13 protein-coding genes are annotated in these 12,676 nt (G+C 60.6%); 11 read left to right on the top strand and 2 right to left on the bottom strand.

The genetic code is table 11. The features are described 5' to 3' along the window. Positions 1-221 precede the first annotated feature (221 nt). The 6 genes from CEW83_RS08045 to CEW83_RS08020 all read left to right on the top strand — a co-directional run bounded on the left by CEW83_RS08045 (position 222) and on the right by CEW83_RS08020 (position 4,760). Positions 222-1,394: an aspartate aminotransferase family protein gene (locus CEW83_RS08045; RefSeq protein WP_108948876.1), complete on the top strand. Its 1,173-nt coding sequence runs from the start codon at positions 222-224 to the stop codon at positions 1,392-1,394. A 19-nt stretch (positions 1,395-1,413) separates the two neighbouring features. Beyond that, positions 1,414-2,349: an ornithine carbamoyltransferase gene (gene argF / locus CEW83_RS08040; RefSeq protein ID WP_108948875.1), complete on the top strand. Its 936-nt coding sequence runs from the start codon at positions 1,414-1,416 to the stop codon at positions 2,347-2,349. 66 nt (positions 2,350-2,415) lie between these two features. Further along, positions 2,416-3,645, top strand: a complete 1,230-nt coding sequence (locus CEW83_RS08035) for an argininosuccinate synthase (RefSeq protein WP_108951273.1) — start codon at positions 2,416-2,418, stop codon at positions 3,643-3,645. A gap of 39 nt (positions 3,646-3,684) precedes the next feature. After that, the gene (locus tag CEW83_RS08030; RefSeq protein ID WP_108948874.1) at positions 3,685-3,915 is read left to right on the top strand and encodes a DUF2788 domain-containing protein; all 231 of its coding nucleotides are present in this window, start codon (positions 3,685-3,687) and stop codon (positions 3,913-3,915) included. A 14-nt stretch (positions 3,916-3,929) separates the two neighbouring features. Continuing rightward, on the top strand, positions 3,930-4,253 hold the full coding sequence (locus CEW83_RS08025; RefSeq protein ID WP_108948873.1) for a pyrimidine/purine nucleoside phosphorylase: 324 nt from the start codon (positions 3,930-3,932) through the stop codon (positions 4,251-4,253). A 21-nt stretch (positions 4,254-4,274) separates the two neighbouring features. Next, on the top strand, positions 4,275-4,760 hold the full coding sequence (locus CEW83_RS08020; RefSeq protein ID WP_108948872.1) for a YajQ family cyclic di-GMP-binding protein: 486 nt from the start codon (positions 4,275-4,277) through the stop codon (positions 4,758-4,760). 68 nt (positions 4,761-4,828) lie between these two features. On the opposite strand, the gene CEW83_RS08015 is transcribed toward CEW83_RS08020, so the two are convergent. Then, positions 4,829-5,887, bottom strand: coding sequence for a 2Fe-2S iron-sulfur cluster-binding protein (locus CEW83_RS08015; protein WP_108948871.1), 1,059 nt, complete (start codon positions 5,885-5,887; stop codon positions 4,829-4,831). 168 nt (positions 5,888-6,055) lie between these two features. Further along, on the bottom strand, positions 6,056-7,081 hold the full coding sequence (locus CEW83_RS08010) for a diiron oxygenase (RefSeq protein WP_108948870.1): 1,026 nt from the start codon (positions 7,079-7,081) through the stop codon (positions 6,056-6,058). A gap of 285 nt (positions 7,082-7,366) precedes the next feature. Here CEW83_RS08010 and CEW83_RS08005 point away from each other — a divergent pair, with 285 nt between their 5' ends. The 5 genes from CEW83_RS08005 to CEW83_RS07985 all read left to right on the top strand — a co-directional run bounded on the left by CEW83_RS08005 (position 7,367) and on the right by CEW83_RS07985 (position 12,651). After that, positions 7,367-8,014, top strand: coding sequence for a retropepsin-like aspartic protease family protein (locus CEW83_RS08005; protein ID WP_108948869.1), 648 nt, complete (start codon positions 7,367-7,369; stop codon positions 8,012-8,014). Positions 8,015-8,155: 141 nt separating this feature from the next. Next, entirely contained in the window at positions 8,156-8,683 is a 528-nt protein-coding gene (locus CEW83_RS08000) for a CoA pyrophosphatase (protein WP_108948868.1), read from the top strand. 170 nt (positions 8,684-8,853) lie between these two features. Beyond that, positions 8,854-9,780: a CobD/CbiB family protein gene (locus tag CEW83_RS07995; RefSeq protein WP_108948867.1), complete on the top strand. Its 927-nt coding sequence runs from the start codon at positions 8,854-8,856 to the stop codon at positions 9,778-9,780. Between the two features lie 20 nt (positions 9,781-9,800). After that, the gene (locus tag CEW83_RS07990) at positions 9,801-10,982 is read left to right on the top strand and encodes an acetyl-CoA C-acyltransferase family protein (RefSeq protein ID WP_108948866.1); all 1,182 of its coding nucleotides are present in this window, start codon (positions 9,801-9,803) and stop codon (positions 10,980-10,982) included. Between the two features lie 250 nt (positions 10,983-11,232). Further along, positions 11,233-12,651 carry a circularly permuted type 2 ATP-grasp protein gene (locus CEW83_RS07985; protein ID WP_108948865.1) on the top strand — a complete coding sequence of 473 codons (1,419 nt, stop codon included), beginning with the start codon at positions 11,233-11,235 and terminating at the stop codon, positions 12,649-12,651. The last annotated feature ends 25 nt before the right edge of the window (positions 12,652-12,676 follow it).

Below are 12,676 nucleotides of genomic sequence, written 5' to 3'. Positions count from 1 at the left end.
ATGCCATGTCGGGGAGTGGTACAGGGCCGGGGTTACCAGCCGCTGCAAGAAACCGGCCGGATTCTAGCAGAATTCGGGGTGTGTGATGTGCCGCAGCATCGTGCTGCATCGGGCGTTGTATGTACATTTGCCCCTGTTTTGGCTTAACATCCATGCTCACTTCCTGTACGGCGGCGTCAGCCGCCGTGCGCGTTTTTGGTCCATCCTGATCGGGGTTTTCCATGTCCCATGTCATGAACACCTACGCCAGATTGCCGGTGGCATTCACTCACGGCGACGGCGTCTGGCTCCACGACGAAACGGGCAAGCGCTATCTTGACGCGCTCTCTGGCATTGCGGTTTCGACGCTCGGGCACAATCACCCGCGCCTCGTTCGCGCAATCTCCCAGCAGGCGTCGCGCGTGCTGCATACCTCCAACCTGTACGGCATCCCCTTGCAGGATCGTCTTTCCGACCGTCTCGCCGACGCTTCGGGCATGGAAGAGGTTTTCTTCTGCAACTCCGGCTGCGAAGCCAACGAGGCTGCGATCAAGCTGGCGCGGATGTATGGCCACCAGAAAGGTGTTGAACTGCCCACGATCGTGGTCATGGAAAACGCCTTTCACGGACGCACGATGGCGACGCTTTCGGCAACAGGCAACCGCAAGGCGCAGGCAGGCTTCGAGCCGCTGGTGTCGGGTTTCGTCCGGGTGCCCTACAAAGACATCGCATCGCTGCGTAACGTCGCTGCACACAACGGCAGTGTCGTTGCGGTCATGCTGGAGATGATCCAGGGTGAGGGCGGTATCCATATCGCTGATGACGACTTCCAGCGCGAATTGCGCGCCCTGTGTGATGAGCACGGCTGGCTGATGATCTGCGACGAAGTCCAGTGCGGCCTGGGCCGCACCGGAAACTGGTTCGGCTGGCAACATGCCGGCGTGCGTCCGGACGTGATGACGCTGGCCAAGGGGCTCGGTTCGGGTGTGCCGATCGGCGCCTGCCTGACTGCGGGCAAGGCGGCCGGCTTGTTCAAGCCGGGCAATCATGGCTCGACCTTCGGTGGTAATCCGCTGGCCTGCGCGGCCGCGCTTGCGACCATGGATGCCATCGTAGACGACAATCTGATGGACAACGCGGTCGCTGTGGGTGATGCGATTCGCAACGGGCTCGCGACTGCACTGAAAGGCGTTCCCGGCGTGGTGGATATCCGCGGTCGTGGCCTGATGATCGGTATCGAGCTCGACCGCCCCTGTGGCGACCTGGTGAAGCGCGGCCTCGACGCCGGACTGCTCATCAACGTGACGGCAGAACGCGTTGTGCGCCTGCTGCCGGCGCTGATTTTCAGCAGCGATGACGCCGCAACGCTGGTCGATGCGCTGGCGCCGCTGATCAAAGACTTTTTGTCGCAGTGACGGCAAAGGCAGACTGCCCATGAGTTCACCCCGACACTATCTGCAGTTCAACGACCTGTCCGCGGACGAGTACGCGCATATTTTCAAGCGTACCAAGTGGATCAAGGACAAGTTCAAGAACTACGAACCCTACCATCCGCTCTTCGATCGCACGCTGGTGATGATCTTCGAGAAGGCGAGCACCCGCACCCGGCTGTCCTTCGAGGCCGGGATGCAGCAGCTTGGCGGATCTGCGATCTACCTCAATACCCGCGACTCTCAGCTCGGCCGTGGCGAGCCGGTGGAGGATGCTGCGCAGGTGATCTCGCGCATGAGCGACGTGGTGATGATCCGTACCTTCGAGCAGGACATCATCGAGCGCTTCGCCGCGAATTCGCGCGTGCCGCTGATCAACGGGCTGACGAACGAATATCACCCGTGCCAGATCCTCGCCGACATCTACACCTATATCGAGCACCGCGGCAGCATCAAGGGCAAGACCGTGGCCTGGGTGGGTGACTCCAACAACATGTGCAACACCTGGCTGCAGGCAGCCGAGGTACTCGGTTTCAATGTGCATGTGTCGACGCCGCCGGGCTATGAAGTCGAGCCCGAGCGCGCCGGGTTGTATGGCACCGACCACTTCGAGCAGTTCACCGATCCGCTCGAGGCCTGCAAGGGCGCCCATCTGGTGACCACCGATGTGTGGACGTCGATGGGCTTCGAGGCCGAGAACGAAGAGCGCATGAAAGCGTTTGCCGACTGGTGTGTCGATGCCGAGATGATGTCGGTGGCGGCGCCCGACGCACTGTTCATGCACTGTCTTCCCGCCCATCGCGGTGAAGAGGTCACGGCCGAAGTCATCGACGGCGCGCAGTCGGTGGTGTGGGACGAAGCGGAAAACCGGCTGCATGCACAGAAGGCATTGATGGAATTTCTCGTACTCGGTCGCGTCGGGGACGAGGACGCAAGCTGAATAACGCGATTTGCTGCTAACCGCCGGGCGTCCACGAGACGCCACGGCAACAGACTGGACAAGATGATGAGCGATGTAAAGAAAGCGGTGCTCGCCTATTCCGGCGGACTGGATACCTCGGTAATCCTGAAGTGGCTGCAGGACACCTATAACTGCGAGGTGGTGACGTTTACTGCCGACCTCGGTCAGGGCGAAGAACTCGAGCCGGCGCGCCAGAAGGCGCTCAAGTTCGGCATCAAGCCCGAGAACATCTTCATTGACGATCTGCGCGAAGAGTTCGTGCGCGACTTCGTCTTCCCGATGTTCCGCTGCAACACCGTGTACGAAGGCGAGTACCTGCTCGGTACCTCGATCGCCCGCCCGCTGATCGCCAAGCGCCAGATCGAGATTGCACGTGCCACCGGCGCGGACGCCGTCTCTCACGGTGCAACCGGCAAGGGTAACGACCAGGTCCGTTTCGAACTTGGTTACTACGCACTGATGCCTGGCGTGAAGGTGATCGCACCGTGGCGCGAGTGGGACCTGCTGTCGCGCGAGAAGCTGCTCGCCTACGCAGAGAAGGCCGGCATTCCCATCGAGATGAAGCACAAGCAGGGCGGCTCGCCCTACTCGATGGACGCCAACCTGCTGCACATCTCCTTCGAAGGTCGTCACCTCGAGAACCCGGCGGCAGAAGCCGAAGAGGACATGTGGCGGTGGACGGTGTCGCCCGAAGCCGCACCGGATGCAGCCGAGTACGTCGATCTCGAGTTCGAGAAGGGTGACGTGGTCGCCATCAACGGGATCCGTCTGAAGGCGCATGAAGTGCTCGCCAAGCTCAACGAGCTCGGTGGCAAGCACGGCGTGGGCCGTCTCGACCTGGTGGAGAACCGCTACGTTGGCATGAAGAGCCGTGGCTGCTACGAAACCCCGGGTGGCACCATCCTGCTCAAGGCTCACCGCGCCATCGAATCGATCACGCTCGACCGTGAAGTCGCCCACCTCAAGGACGACCTCATGCCGCGCTACGCCAGCATCATCTACAACGGCTACTGGTGGAGCCCCGAGCGCCTTGCGCTGCAGGCGCTGATCGACAACACCCAGCAGACGGTCAATGGCTGGGTGCGGATCAAGCTCTACAAGGGCAATGTGATCGTGACCGGGCGCGACTCGAAGTCCGACTCGCTGTTCGATCCGACGATTGCAACCTTTGAAGACGACCGCGGCGCCTACGACCAGAAGGACGCACAAGGCTTCATCCGTCTCAATTCGCTGCGTCTGCGGATTGCGGCAAATGCCAAGGCAAAACGCGGCTGATCGTTCGCGCCCCTGGCGGAAATACTTGGAACACCGGTGATGGACAACGAAGTACTGATTTTTGGCCTGACGATTGCAGAGTTCGAGAAGATCTCGCTCACCGTCTGTTTTTCTGCGCTGATCATTTACATGTTGTTCATCATCGGCAATCTCGCCCGCGAGTCGAAGGCCGGCAAATATGGCACGGTGTGGATGTTTCTGGCCCTTGGGCTGGGATTCATCGGCTTCGTGGCAAAGGCGCTGATCCAGAAATTCATGGGTATCGAATAGGAAAGCACTTTTTCATGAGCATTACCGAAACACTCGACGGCGTGGCCGTCTCTACCAAGGCCAGCGTCTATTTCGACGGCAAGTGCATCAGCCATGGCGTGCGCTTTGCAGACGGCACCGGTAAATCCGTTGGCGTCATCCTGCCGGCTGCGCTGACGTTCAATACCGCTGCTCCGGAAGTCATGGAAGGCGTGAGCGGCAGCGCACGTGTGCGCATGAAGGGCGAGACCGAATGGAAGACCTACGCTGCGGGCGAGTCCTTCAACGTGCCGGCCAACTCGAGCTTTGACATCGAAGTGGCGGGCGAGCCCTTCCACTACATCTGCCACTACGGCTGAACAAGCACGCAGGGGAGCGCCATGCCTTCTTTTGACATCATGTCCGAAGTCGATCTCGTCGCGCTGAAGAACGCAGTCGAGGTCGCCAATCGCAAGATCACCAACCGTTACGACTTCAAGGGCACGGATGCCCGCGTCGAGCAGAGCGACAAGTTGCTGACCCTCTACGGCGACAGCGACTTTCAGATCAGCCAGATGAAGGACATCCTGTTGCCCGAGATGACCTCCAAGAAGGTCGATGTGCGCTGCCTTGAGTATGGCGACCTGCAGAAGGTGTCCGGTAACAAGGTCAAGCAGGAAGTGAAGGTCAAGGTTGGTGTCGAGCAGGAAATGGCGAAGAAGATCGTCAAGCTGCTCAAGGACAACAAGCTCAAGGTTCAGGCCGCGATACAGGGCGAAGAGGTTCGTGTGTCGGGTGCCAAGCGTGATGTGCTGCAAGAGGCGATCGCGCTGGTCAAGAAGACGGTTACCGACTTCCCGCTCCAGTACGGCAACTTCCGCGACTGATTCGCCGATTCAAGTCGTCTGTCACCGGATCGTTGCGGCGCCGAGCGCGTCGAAACGATCCGGTGTTTTCATGTGGGCCAGGTGCCTACCAGTTGGCTCGCAGGCGCCGTTTCCGGCTGTGCCTGGGCGAAGTAGCCTTCGGTGTGGATCATCTCCTCGCGGGCCCCTAGGGCTTTCGCTGCTGCCACACAAGCGGTCACGAACTCAGGGTTTCCCGCCACGAACACGCTGTGCGCCGAAAGGTCCTTGAAGGCCTGCGGCAGCAGTTCAGGCAATCGCCCGTGCAGACGTCCGTCGCGTTTCTCCCGGGTCAGGCTCGGCTTGTAGCTGAAATTTCTGTGTTTCGTTTCCCAGAACTGCATCAGGCCGGTGTCGTACAGGTCTGCCTCGGTGCGCGCCGAGAACATCAGCGTGACCGGCCTGCGGTAACCGCGCCGCAATGCGGCTTCGGCAAGCGCGAGAATCGGTGCAAGCCCCGAACCCGAGGCCAGACACAGCACCGGCGAGTCTACCGAGAGGTCGCCGATGAAGGTGCCGTAAGGGCCGGAGACTTTCACCACGTCACCGAGCCTGAGGTTGTCGTGGGCCCAGCGGCTGGTCTTGCCGTCGTCTACCCGTGTGATCTGCAACACGATTTCGCCATCGGTGCGCGGTGCATTGGCGATTGAATAGCATCGCAGCGGCGCCCCGGCCCGTTCATCGCCAAGGGTGACATACTGGCCCGGCCAGTAACGCATCACCTGGCCTACCGGGCGCAAGTGGAGCTCAAGAATGCTCGGCGTGCGTGCGATGCGATCGATGAGCACGAAGCGCTGATTTTCCCGCGGCGGGAAGAGTTTCGGTTTCGCGTCCTCGGTGCCCCATTCGATCACCAGTTCTGGCGACAGCGGCTTGGCCATGCACATCAGGCCGTAGCCCTGCTTGCGCTCCTCCTGCGATAGCGCCATGTCCAGCACCATGCCTTGGTCGAACTGCCCGGAAAGCACCTTGACCTTGCATTCGCCACAGGCGCCGGCGCGACAGTTGTTGGGCAAGGCATAGCCGGCCCGCTCGAGCGCGGCGAGGACGGTGTCCCCGCCGTGACATTCCACTTCACGACCCGAGGGGTGGAGTTTTATCTTCTGCATCGCTTGTCTCGCTGAGGTCGGTGCAGACGACGTCTGTATCGTCGTCGCTGTTGTTACATGTCAGATATCGCGCGGGCTGGCGCCGTCAGCCGGACGGACCTGCATCCACGGGGATGCAGGTCCGTCGGCACGGCACGGCGCAGGGCAGGGCAGGCCTGCCCGCCCTGATCAGAACACCGGAATGATGTCGTTCATGTCGATGTCGGAGATCTCCTGGCCGGAAATGCCGACTTCAGGGATTGCGGGGAAGGGAATCTCGTAGCGGTCGAGCACGCCCTTGAGGTTGAGCATTGCAGCCTTCCAGTTTTCCTTCTTGGCTTCGTAACTCGGCACCCCGAAGCCGGCGCCGCGGGCCACCTCTTCGGCCTCGCGCTGGTTGTCGATGAAATCGGCCGGCAGGTCCCAGAACTCCATCGGCGGCTCGAACAGTACGGCGGACAGGAACAGGTAACCGGCGCGGATCTGCTTGGTGACGAGCGCCTTGTCCTCGGGCGGAAGCTTCGGGTAGTCGCGTTCCATCAGCGCCATGCAGATTGCCATGTGACGACCTTCATCGCGGCCGATGTTGCGGAACGCCTCCTTGAACACGAGTTCGCGCGAGTTGTCGTGCATCTGCTTGAAGATCGTCGCCGCCGCGATCTCGCCCATCAGGAAGGATGAGAACAGGACCGCCAGCGAATACTTGGGCACGGCCTTCTTGTAGCCCGTCCAGTAGCGGCCGCCGTTGTAATACAGCCACTTCGCGTTTTTCTGCAGGCGCTTGCCGAGATCGGTTTTTGGCTCGTAGGTGATCGGATCGGGATGGCCGAGAAAGCGGGTAATGGCCAGGCCGCACATCTGCTCGTGGTTCTGTTCGTCGCGGGTGACCGAGAAGAAGCAGCGCCGGACGGGGTCTTCCTCGTGCACTTCATAGGTCTTGATGAAGGCTTCGGCAAACACAGGGGGGGCAGAGGCATCGAATACCGACAGCAGGGTCCACCAGTACGCGATCGACTCGCGCTCTTCCCAGGTGTAGGACTCGACATCGAGCGTGTCCCACGGCAGCTTCTTGGGGTCCCAGTTCTCGCGCTGTGCCGCATCCCAGACCTCTTCCATCTTGGCGGTCTGCGCGTTCCACGACAGCGGGTAGATGTTCGGTTGCTCTGTCGCCGGCGGAAACTCCATCGTCATCGCCAGCTTCTCGTTATGTGCCATGCCTGTCTCCTCATCTTGGTCTTGGTGGCAGCGTGTGCTGCGCGAAGTGAAAGATGAGGCAGCTTGGTCCGGCAGAGTTTGACCTGGATCAAAAGATCGTTAAATTGATCGACCGGTCGGTCAATAATGTTTAAGTCTTAGCTGTGTCGAGGTGGCGATGGACGCCGGGAATCCGTGCCCGGACCATCATCATGGTCGAAACCAGTGTGTTTCTGACTCGACGAACAACGGCAAGTATGTAATAACCAGAGACCGTTTCAGCATCGCTGGAGTTACCCCATGTCAATGACCATTCGCTGGTCGAGCAGATTCATCGTCAGCCTGAGTGCAGTGCTTCCGATATGTGCTTCCGCCGCAGACGTGGCCGTTGCCGGAATCTTCGCTAACAAGGCGGTGCTGGTGGTAGACGGTGGTCCCCCTCGAACCTTGTCCGTTGGGCAGCGCACGCCGGAGGGGGTGCAACTCGTCGCAATCGACGGCGACACTGCCCGGATCTTTGTTGATGGCCGACGGGAAAGCGTGCGGCTGGGTGAGCGCGTCGTCAGGCGCGCTGCAGCGGAGGGCAATTCAGATGTATACCTCGAGGGTGACAGTCAGGGGCATTTTTTTGTCAATGGACATGTCAACAATGGTGCGATCCGTTTTCTCGTGGATACCGGGGCGTCGGTCGTCTCCATCGGCCGGTCGGATGCGCGTCGTCTCGGTATTGACCTGTCCAAGGCAGAGGTGGGCGCAACCCAGACTGCAGCAGGGTTGAGAAAGGTGTGGAGGGTCAGACTGGATTCGGTCAGGGTCGGCACGCTGGTGCTGAACGATGTTGAGGCTTCAGTGCTTGAGAACGATCTCCCGCTTGCCTTGCTTGGAATGAGTTTTCTCAGCCGGATGGAGATGACCCGCGAGGGAAGCAGGCTTGTATTGCGCAAGCGCTATTGATGCGCCGGGGATTGTCGCGGAGCGACGGCAGGGCGCGTGGATGGAATCAAGGAGTCACAGGTGCGGGATGTTTGTTCTGAAGCGTTGAAGCAGCGATTGAAAGCTGCGCGGGATCTGCCCGCGGGATCCGATTGGCCCGAGATGGTTCGGGGTGATGCGCACATGCCTGCTGCAGTGCTGGTGCCGCTGGTGCTGAGGGACGACGCTGCGTCAGTCCTGCTGACACGCCGCACAGATCATCTGCATCATCACCCGGGGCAGATCAGCTTTCCCGGCGGGCGGGTGGAGAAAGGGGATGCGTCGCCGGTCGCCACGGCGCTGCGCGAGACGCAGGAGGAGATCGGGCTGGGTGCCGATCGTGTGGAACTCATTGGCGCACTGCCTGATTACTTTACCGGTACCGGCTTTCGGGTCACACCGGTGGTCGGCCTTGTTCATCCGCCGTTCGAGCTGACGCTCGATACCTTTGAAGTAGCCGAAGCGTTCGAGGTGCCGCTGTCGCATTTCCTCGATCCGGCAAATCATTTGCGCCACAGCCTCGAGATTGAGGGGCGCACGCGGCACTTTCACGCGATGCCGTATGGCGATTACTACATATGGGGTGCCACCGCCGGTATGTTGATGTCGCTCTATCGTGTGATGACCGAGGTGGATCCGGTACGATCCTGATCCTTGCAGAGTCGTCCTGAGCTGCGTCTGGCGCGGTCAGCAATCGCGGTTGAGGCTTTCGCGGTTTACCGGTTTACGTGCCGGCGCGCGTGCGAAGAAGTCACGGTGTTTGTGGTATCTTGGGCGCAAACCATTATTCACGACGACTTTTCCCCTTTTACCGAATTCGCATGACGCTTCTTTCGCTCATCATTGCCCTGCTGATCGAGCAGGTTCGACCGCTTTCCGTGCAGCAACTCGTCGTCGGGCCGTTGCGTAAGCTTGCGGGGGCGCTGGTTGTGCGTTTCAACGACGGGCGGGCCCGCAATGGGCGCATTGCCTGGGTACTGGTGGTCGTGCTGGCGACGGTGGCGTGCGCAATCGCCTTCTTCGCGTTGTGGCACATCCATCCGCTACTGGCCTTCCTGTTCAACATCGTGGTGCTCTACTTCACCATGGGCTTCAGGCAGGAAAGTCATTTCTTTACCGACATCCATCTTGCGCTGCGCATGGGCGAAATCGATCGCGCGCGCGCACTGTTGTCGGAATGGCGCGGTGGTCAGTACCAGGAGGCGAGTTCCAGCGAGGTGGCCAGGCTTGCGATTGAGCAGGCGCTGATTGCTTCTCACCGCAGCGTGTTCGGCGTGGCGTTCTGGTTCGTGCTGCTCCCGGGGGCGAGTGGAGCGCTGATGTACCGTCTTGCGCGTTTCTTCGACGACGAATGGGGCTCCCGCACCGACAACGAGTTCGGCAGCTTCGGTCGTTTCGCGCGACAGGCGTTCGCCGTAATTGACTGGATGCCCGCACGTCTTACCGCTGCGTCATTTTCGGTGGCGGGGGATTTCGAGGATGCGGTTTTCTGCTGGCGCACGCAGGCAATGCTGTGGCCAGACAAGTGCTCGGCTATACTGATTGCAAGCGGCGCCGGTGCATTGGGTGTGCGTCTTGGCATGCCCATACATATTTCGGGAGAGATCGTCGAGCGGCCTGAAATGGGGCTGGGGGACGAAGCCGACGCCGATTACATGCAAAGCACGGTCGGGCTCGTGTGGCGAGCACTGGTCGTGTGTCTGGTAATGCTTGCCCTGCTGGGTCTTGCGGGCTGGGTTGGCGGTTAATTTTCGAGGAGGGTGTATTGATGGCTAATCGTGAAGTCGTAGTGCTGAGTGCCGTTCGTTCCGCAGTGGGTGGCTTTAATGGCTCGCTCAAGGACATCGAGCCGGGCGAACTGGGTGGACTGGTGGTCAAGGAAGCAATCGCACGCGCTGGTGTCGATCCTGCGGCAGTATCGTTTGCTGCGGTCGGTCACTGCATCCCGACTGATTCCCGCTACGCCTATGTTGCCCGTCTCGCGTCGATCCAGGGTGGCATGAGCAAGGAATCCGTTGCGTTCGCGGTTAACCGTCTGTGCGGCTCTGCCCAACAGGCAGTTGTTAACTCCGCTCAGGCAATTCTGCTGGGCGACGCCGATTTCGCCATCGGCGGCGGCGTGGAAGTGATGTCCCGCGGGGCATACCTGATGCCTGCGCTGCGCAGCGGCGCCCGCATGGGTGACACCAAGGCGATCGACGCCATGGTCGCTGTGCTGACCGACCCGTTCGGCGTTGGCCACATGGGTATCACGGCCGAGAATCTGGCCAGCAAGTGGGACATCAGCCGCGAAGATCAGGACGCATTCGCGCTGGAATCGCAGAATCGTGCTGCCGCTGCAATTGCTGAAGGCCGTTTCAAGAGCCAGATCGTGCCGATCACGTTCGAAACCCGCAAGGGTACGGTCGTGTTTGATACCGACGAGCATCCGCGTGCAACCACCATGGAAGCGCTGGGCAAGATGAAGCCGGCGTTCAAGAAAGACGGTTCGGTCACCGCAGGTAACGCGTCGGGTATCAACGACGCCGCCTCCTTCCTGGTGCTGGCTGAGGCTGCCAAGGCTGCCGCTGCTGGTCACAAGCCGATCGCTCGCCTGGTGTCCTACGCCATTGCTGGCGTGCCGAACGAACTCATGGGTGAAGGTCCGATCCCTGCCTCCAAGATTGCGCTGCAGCGCGCTGGCCTGTCGCTGGACAAGATGGATGTCATCGAATCCAACGAAGCTTTTGCTGCCCAGTCGATCGCGGTGAACAAGGGGCTGGAACTCGATACGTCCAAGGTCAACCCCAACGGTGGCGCCATCGCACTGGGGCACCCGGTTGGTGCAACCGGTGGCGTGATCATCACCAAGCTGCTGCATGAGCTGATCCGCGTGAATGGCCGCTACGGCATGGCCACCATGTGTATCGGTGGCGGCCAGGGCATCACCACGATCTGGGAGCGCATCTGATCGTCAGGATTTCCTGCCTTGCAAAAACCCCGCTTCGGCGGGGTTTTTTTATGCGCCGGATTCGTGCGCGCCCACCCGCGGGAGGTGGGATGCACCACATTTTGGTGCAATGACCCGACAAGGCACTTAAATGGTGCGTTAGCTGCTCCAAAGACACTGCCTGATGGGTTGGCGCCTGCTTTTATGCTGGCACGTTTTTCGCTCCTATCTACTCGTCCGGAATCACAACGAGAAAGGCAGGCTTCGTGTCATGACCATCAAGAATTTCTACAACGAGATGACCGATGAGGCGGGGCGGGTTCGTCCGCACTATGCCTCTTATGCCAACTGGCTGTCCGAGATGCCCACGGAGCGCTTGTCCCAGAAGCGGGCTGAAGCGGATGCACTGTTTCACCGGTACGGAATCACCTTTGCGGTGTATGGGGAGAATGCAGGCACCGAGCGCCTGATTCCGTTCGACATCATTCCGCGCATCATTCCCGCAGAGGAATGGACCATCCTCGCTGCAGGCCTCAGGCAGCGGGTGAAGGCGCTGAACATGTTCATCGGCGACATCTACCACGACCAGAATATCCTGAAGGCAGGGCACATTCCGCCCGAGCAGGTACTCAACAACGCCCAGTATCGGAAGGTGATGCAGGGCGTGGATGTCGCGCGTGATATTTACGCACATATCGCCGGGGTCGACCTCGTGCGTGCTGGCGCGGGCGAGTACTACGTACTCGAGGACAATCTTCGTGTGCCTTCGGGCGTGTCCTACATGCTCGAGAACCGCAAGATGATGATGCGGCTCTTCCCGCGCCTGTTCTCGCATTACAAGGTGGCGCCGGTCGACCGCTATCCCGACATGCTGCTCAACATGCTGCGCAGCGTGGCGCCGACCGGGGTGACCGACCCGACGGTGGTTGTCATGACGCCGGGGGCGTACAACAGCGCGTATTTCGAGCATGCGTTTCTGGCACAGCAGATGGGGGTGGAGCTGGTCGAGGGGCAGGACATGTTCGTCAAGGACGATCATGTCTTCATGCGCACCACGCAAGGCCCGCAGCGCGTGGATGTGATCTACCGCAGGGTGGATGACGACTTCATCGATCCGACCGCCTTCAGGCCCGACTCCGTGCTCGGTGTGCCGGGACTGCTGGGTGCCTACCAGGCGGGCGGCGTCACCGTCACCAATGCCATCGGCGGCGGCGTGGCCGATGACAAGTCAATCTATCCGTATGTGCCCGAGATGATCCGCTTCTACCTCGGTGAGGAACCCATCCTGCACAACGTACCGACTTCGATGTGCCGCAAGAAGGAAGATCTGGCCTATGTGCTCGATCACCTTTCTGAGCTGGTCGTGAAAGAGGTGCACGGCTCGGGCGGCTACGGGATGCTCGTGGGACCGGCGGCCTCCAAGGATGAAATCGAGGCTTTCCGCAAGGTGCTGGTGGCCCACCCCGAGCGCTACATTGCCCAGCCCACCCTTGCGCTGTCGAATTGCCCGACTTTTGTCGAGTCGGGGATTGCGCCGCGCCATATCGACCTGCGTCCTTTCGTCCTGTCCGGTGAGGAGATCCAGCTGGTTCCCGGCGGCCTGACCCGGGTCGCGCTGCGCGAAGGTTCGCTGGTCGTGAACTCCTCGCAGGGCGGTGGAACCAAGGACACCTGGGTGCTTGAAGCGTGATGAATGGCTTGATGGAGAACAGACA

Origin of the sequence: Parazoarcus communis, from assembly GCF_003111645.1 — a bacterium.
GTDB lineage: Bacteria > Pseudomonadota > Gammaproteobacteria > Burkholderiales > Rhodocyclaceae > Parazoarcus > Parazoarcus communis_A.
Note: the sequence above shows the minus strand (reverse complement) of the source record. Positions and strands in the feature narration are given on the sequence as shown.

What these genes read in the sequence shown, in the direction of transcription:
- CEW83_RS08045 (WP_108948876.1), top strand. Translation starts at nt 222, where the DNA reads ATGTCCCATGTCATGAACACCTACGCCAGATTGCCGGTGGCATTCACT.
- argF (WP_108948875.1), top strand. Translation starts at nt 1,414, where the DNA reads ATGAGTTCACCCCGACACTATCTGCAGTTCAACGACCTGTCCGCGGAC.
- CEW83_RS08035 (WP_108951273.1), top strand. Translation starts at nt 2,416, where the DNA reads ATGAGCGATGTAAAGAAAGCGGTGCTCGCCTATTCCGGCGGACTGGAT.
- CEW83_RS08030 (WP_108948874.1), top strand. Translation starts at nt 3,685, where the DNA reads ATGGACAACGAAGTACTGATTTTTGGCCTGACGATTGCAGAGTTCGAG.
- CEW83_RS08025 (WP_108948873.1), top strand. Translation starts at nt 3,930, where the DNA reads ATGAGCATTACCGAAACACTCGACGGCGTGGCCGTCTCTACCAAGGCC.
- CEW83_RS08020 (WP_108948872.1), top strand. Translation starts at nt 4,275, where the DNA reads ATGCCTTCTTTTGACATCATGTCCGAAGTCGATCTCGTCGCGCTGAAG.
- CEW83_RS08015 (WP_108948871.1), bottom strand. Translation starts at nt 5,887, where the DNA reads ATGCAGAAGATAAAACTCCACCCCTCGGGTCGTGAAGTGGAATGTCAC.
- CEW83_RS08010 (WP_108948870.1), bottom strand. Translation starts at nt 7,081, where the DNA reads ATGGCACATAACGAGAAGCTGGCGATGACGATGGAGTTTCCGCCGGCG.
- CEW83_RS08005 (WP_108948869.1), top strand. Translation starts at nt 7,367, where the DNA reads ATGACCATTCGCTGGTCGAGCAGATTCATCGTCAGCCTGAGTGCAGTG.
- CEW83_RS08000 (WP_108948868.1), top strand. Translation starts at nt 8,156, where the DNA reads ATGGTTCGGGGTGATGCGCACATGCCTGCTGCAGTGCTGGTGCCGCTG.
- CEW83_RS07995 (WP_108948867.1), top strand. Translation starts at nt 8,854, where the DNA reads ATGACGCTTCTTTCGCTCATCATTGCCCTGCTGATCGAGCAGGTTCGA.
- CEW83_RS07990 (WP_108948866.1), top strand. Translation starts at nt 9,801, where the DNA reads ATGGCTAATCGTGAAGTCGTAGTGCTGAGTGCCGTTCGTTCCGCAGTG.
- CEW83_RS07985 (WP_108948865.1), top strand. Translation starts at nt 11,233, where the DNA reads ATGACCATCAAGAATTTCTACAACGAGATGACCGATGAGGCGGGGCGG.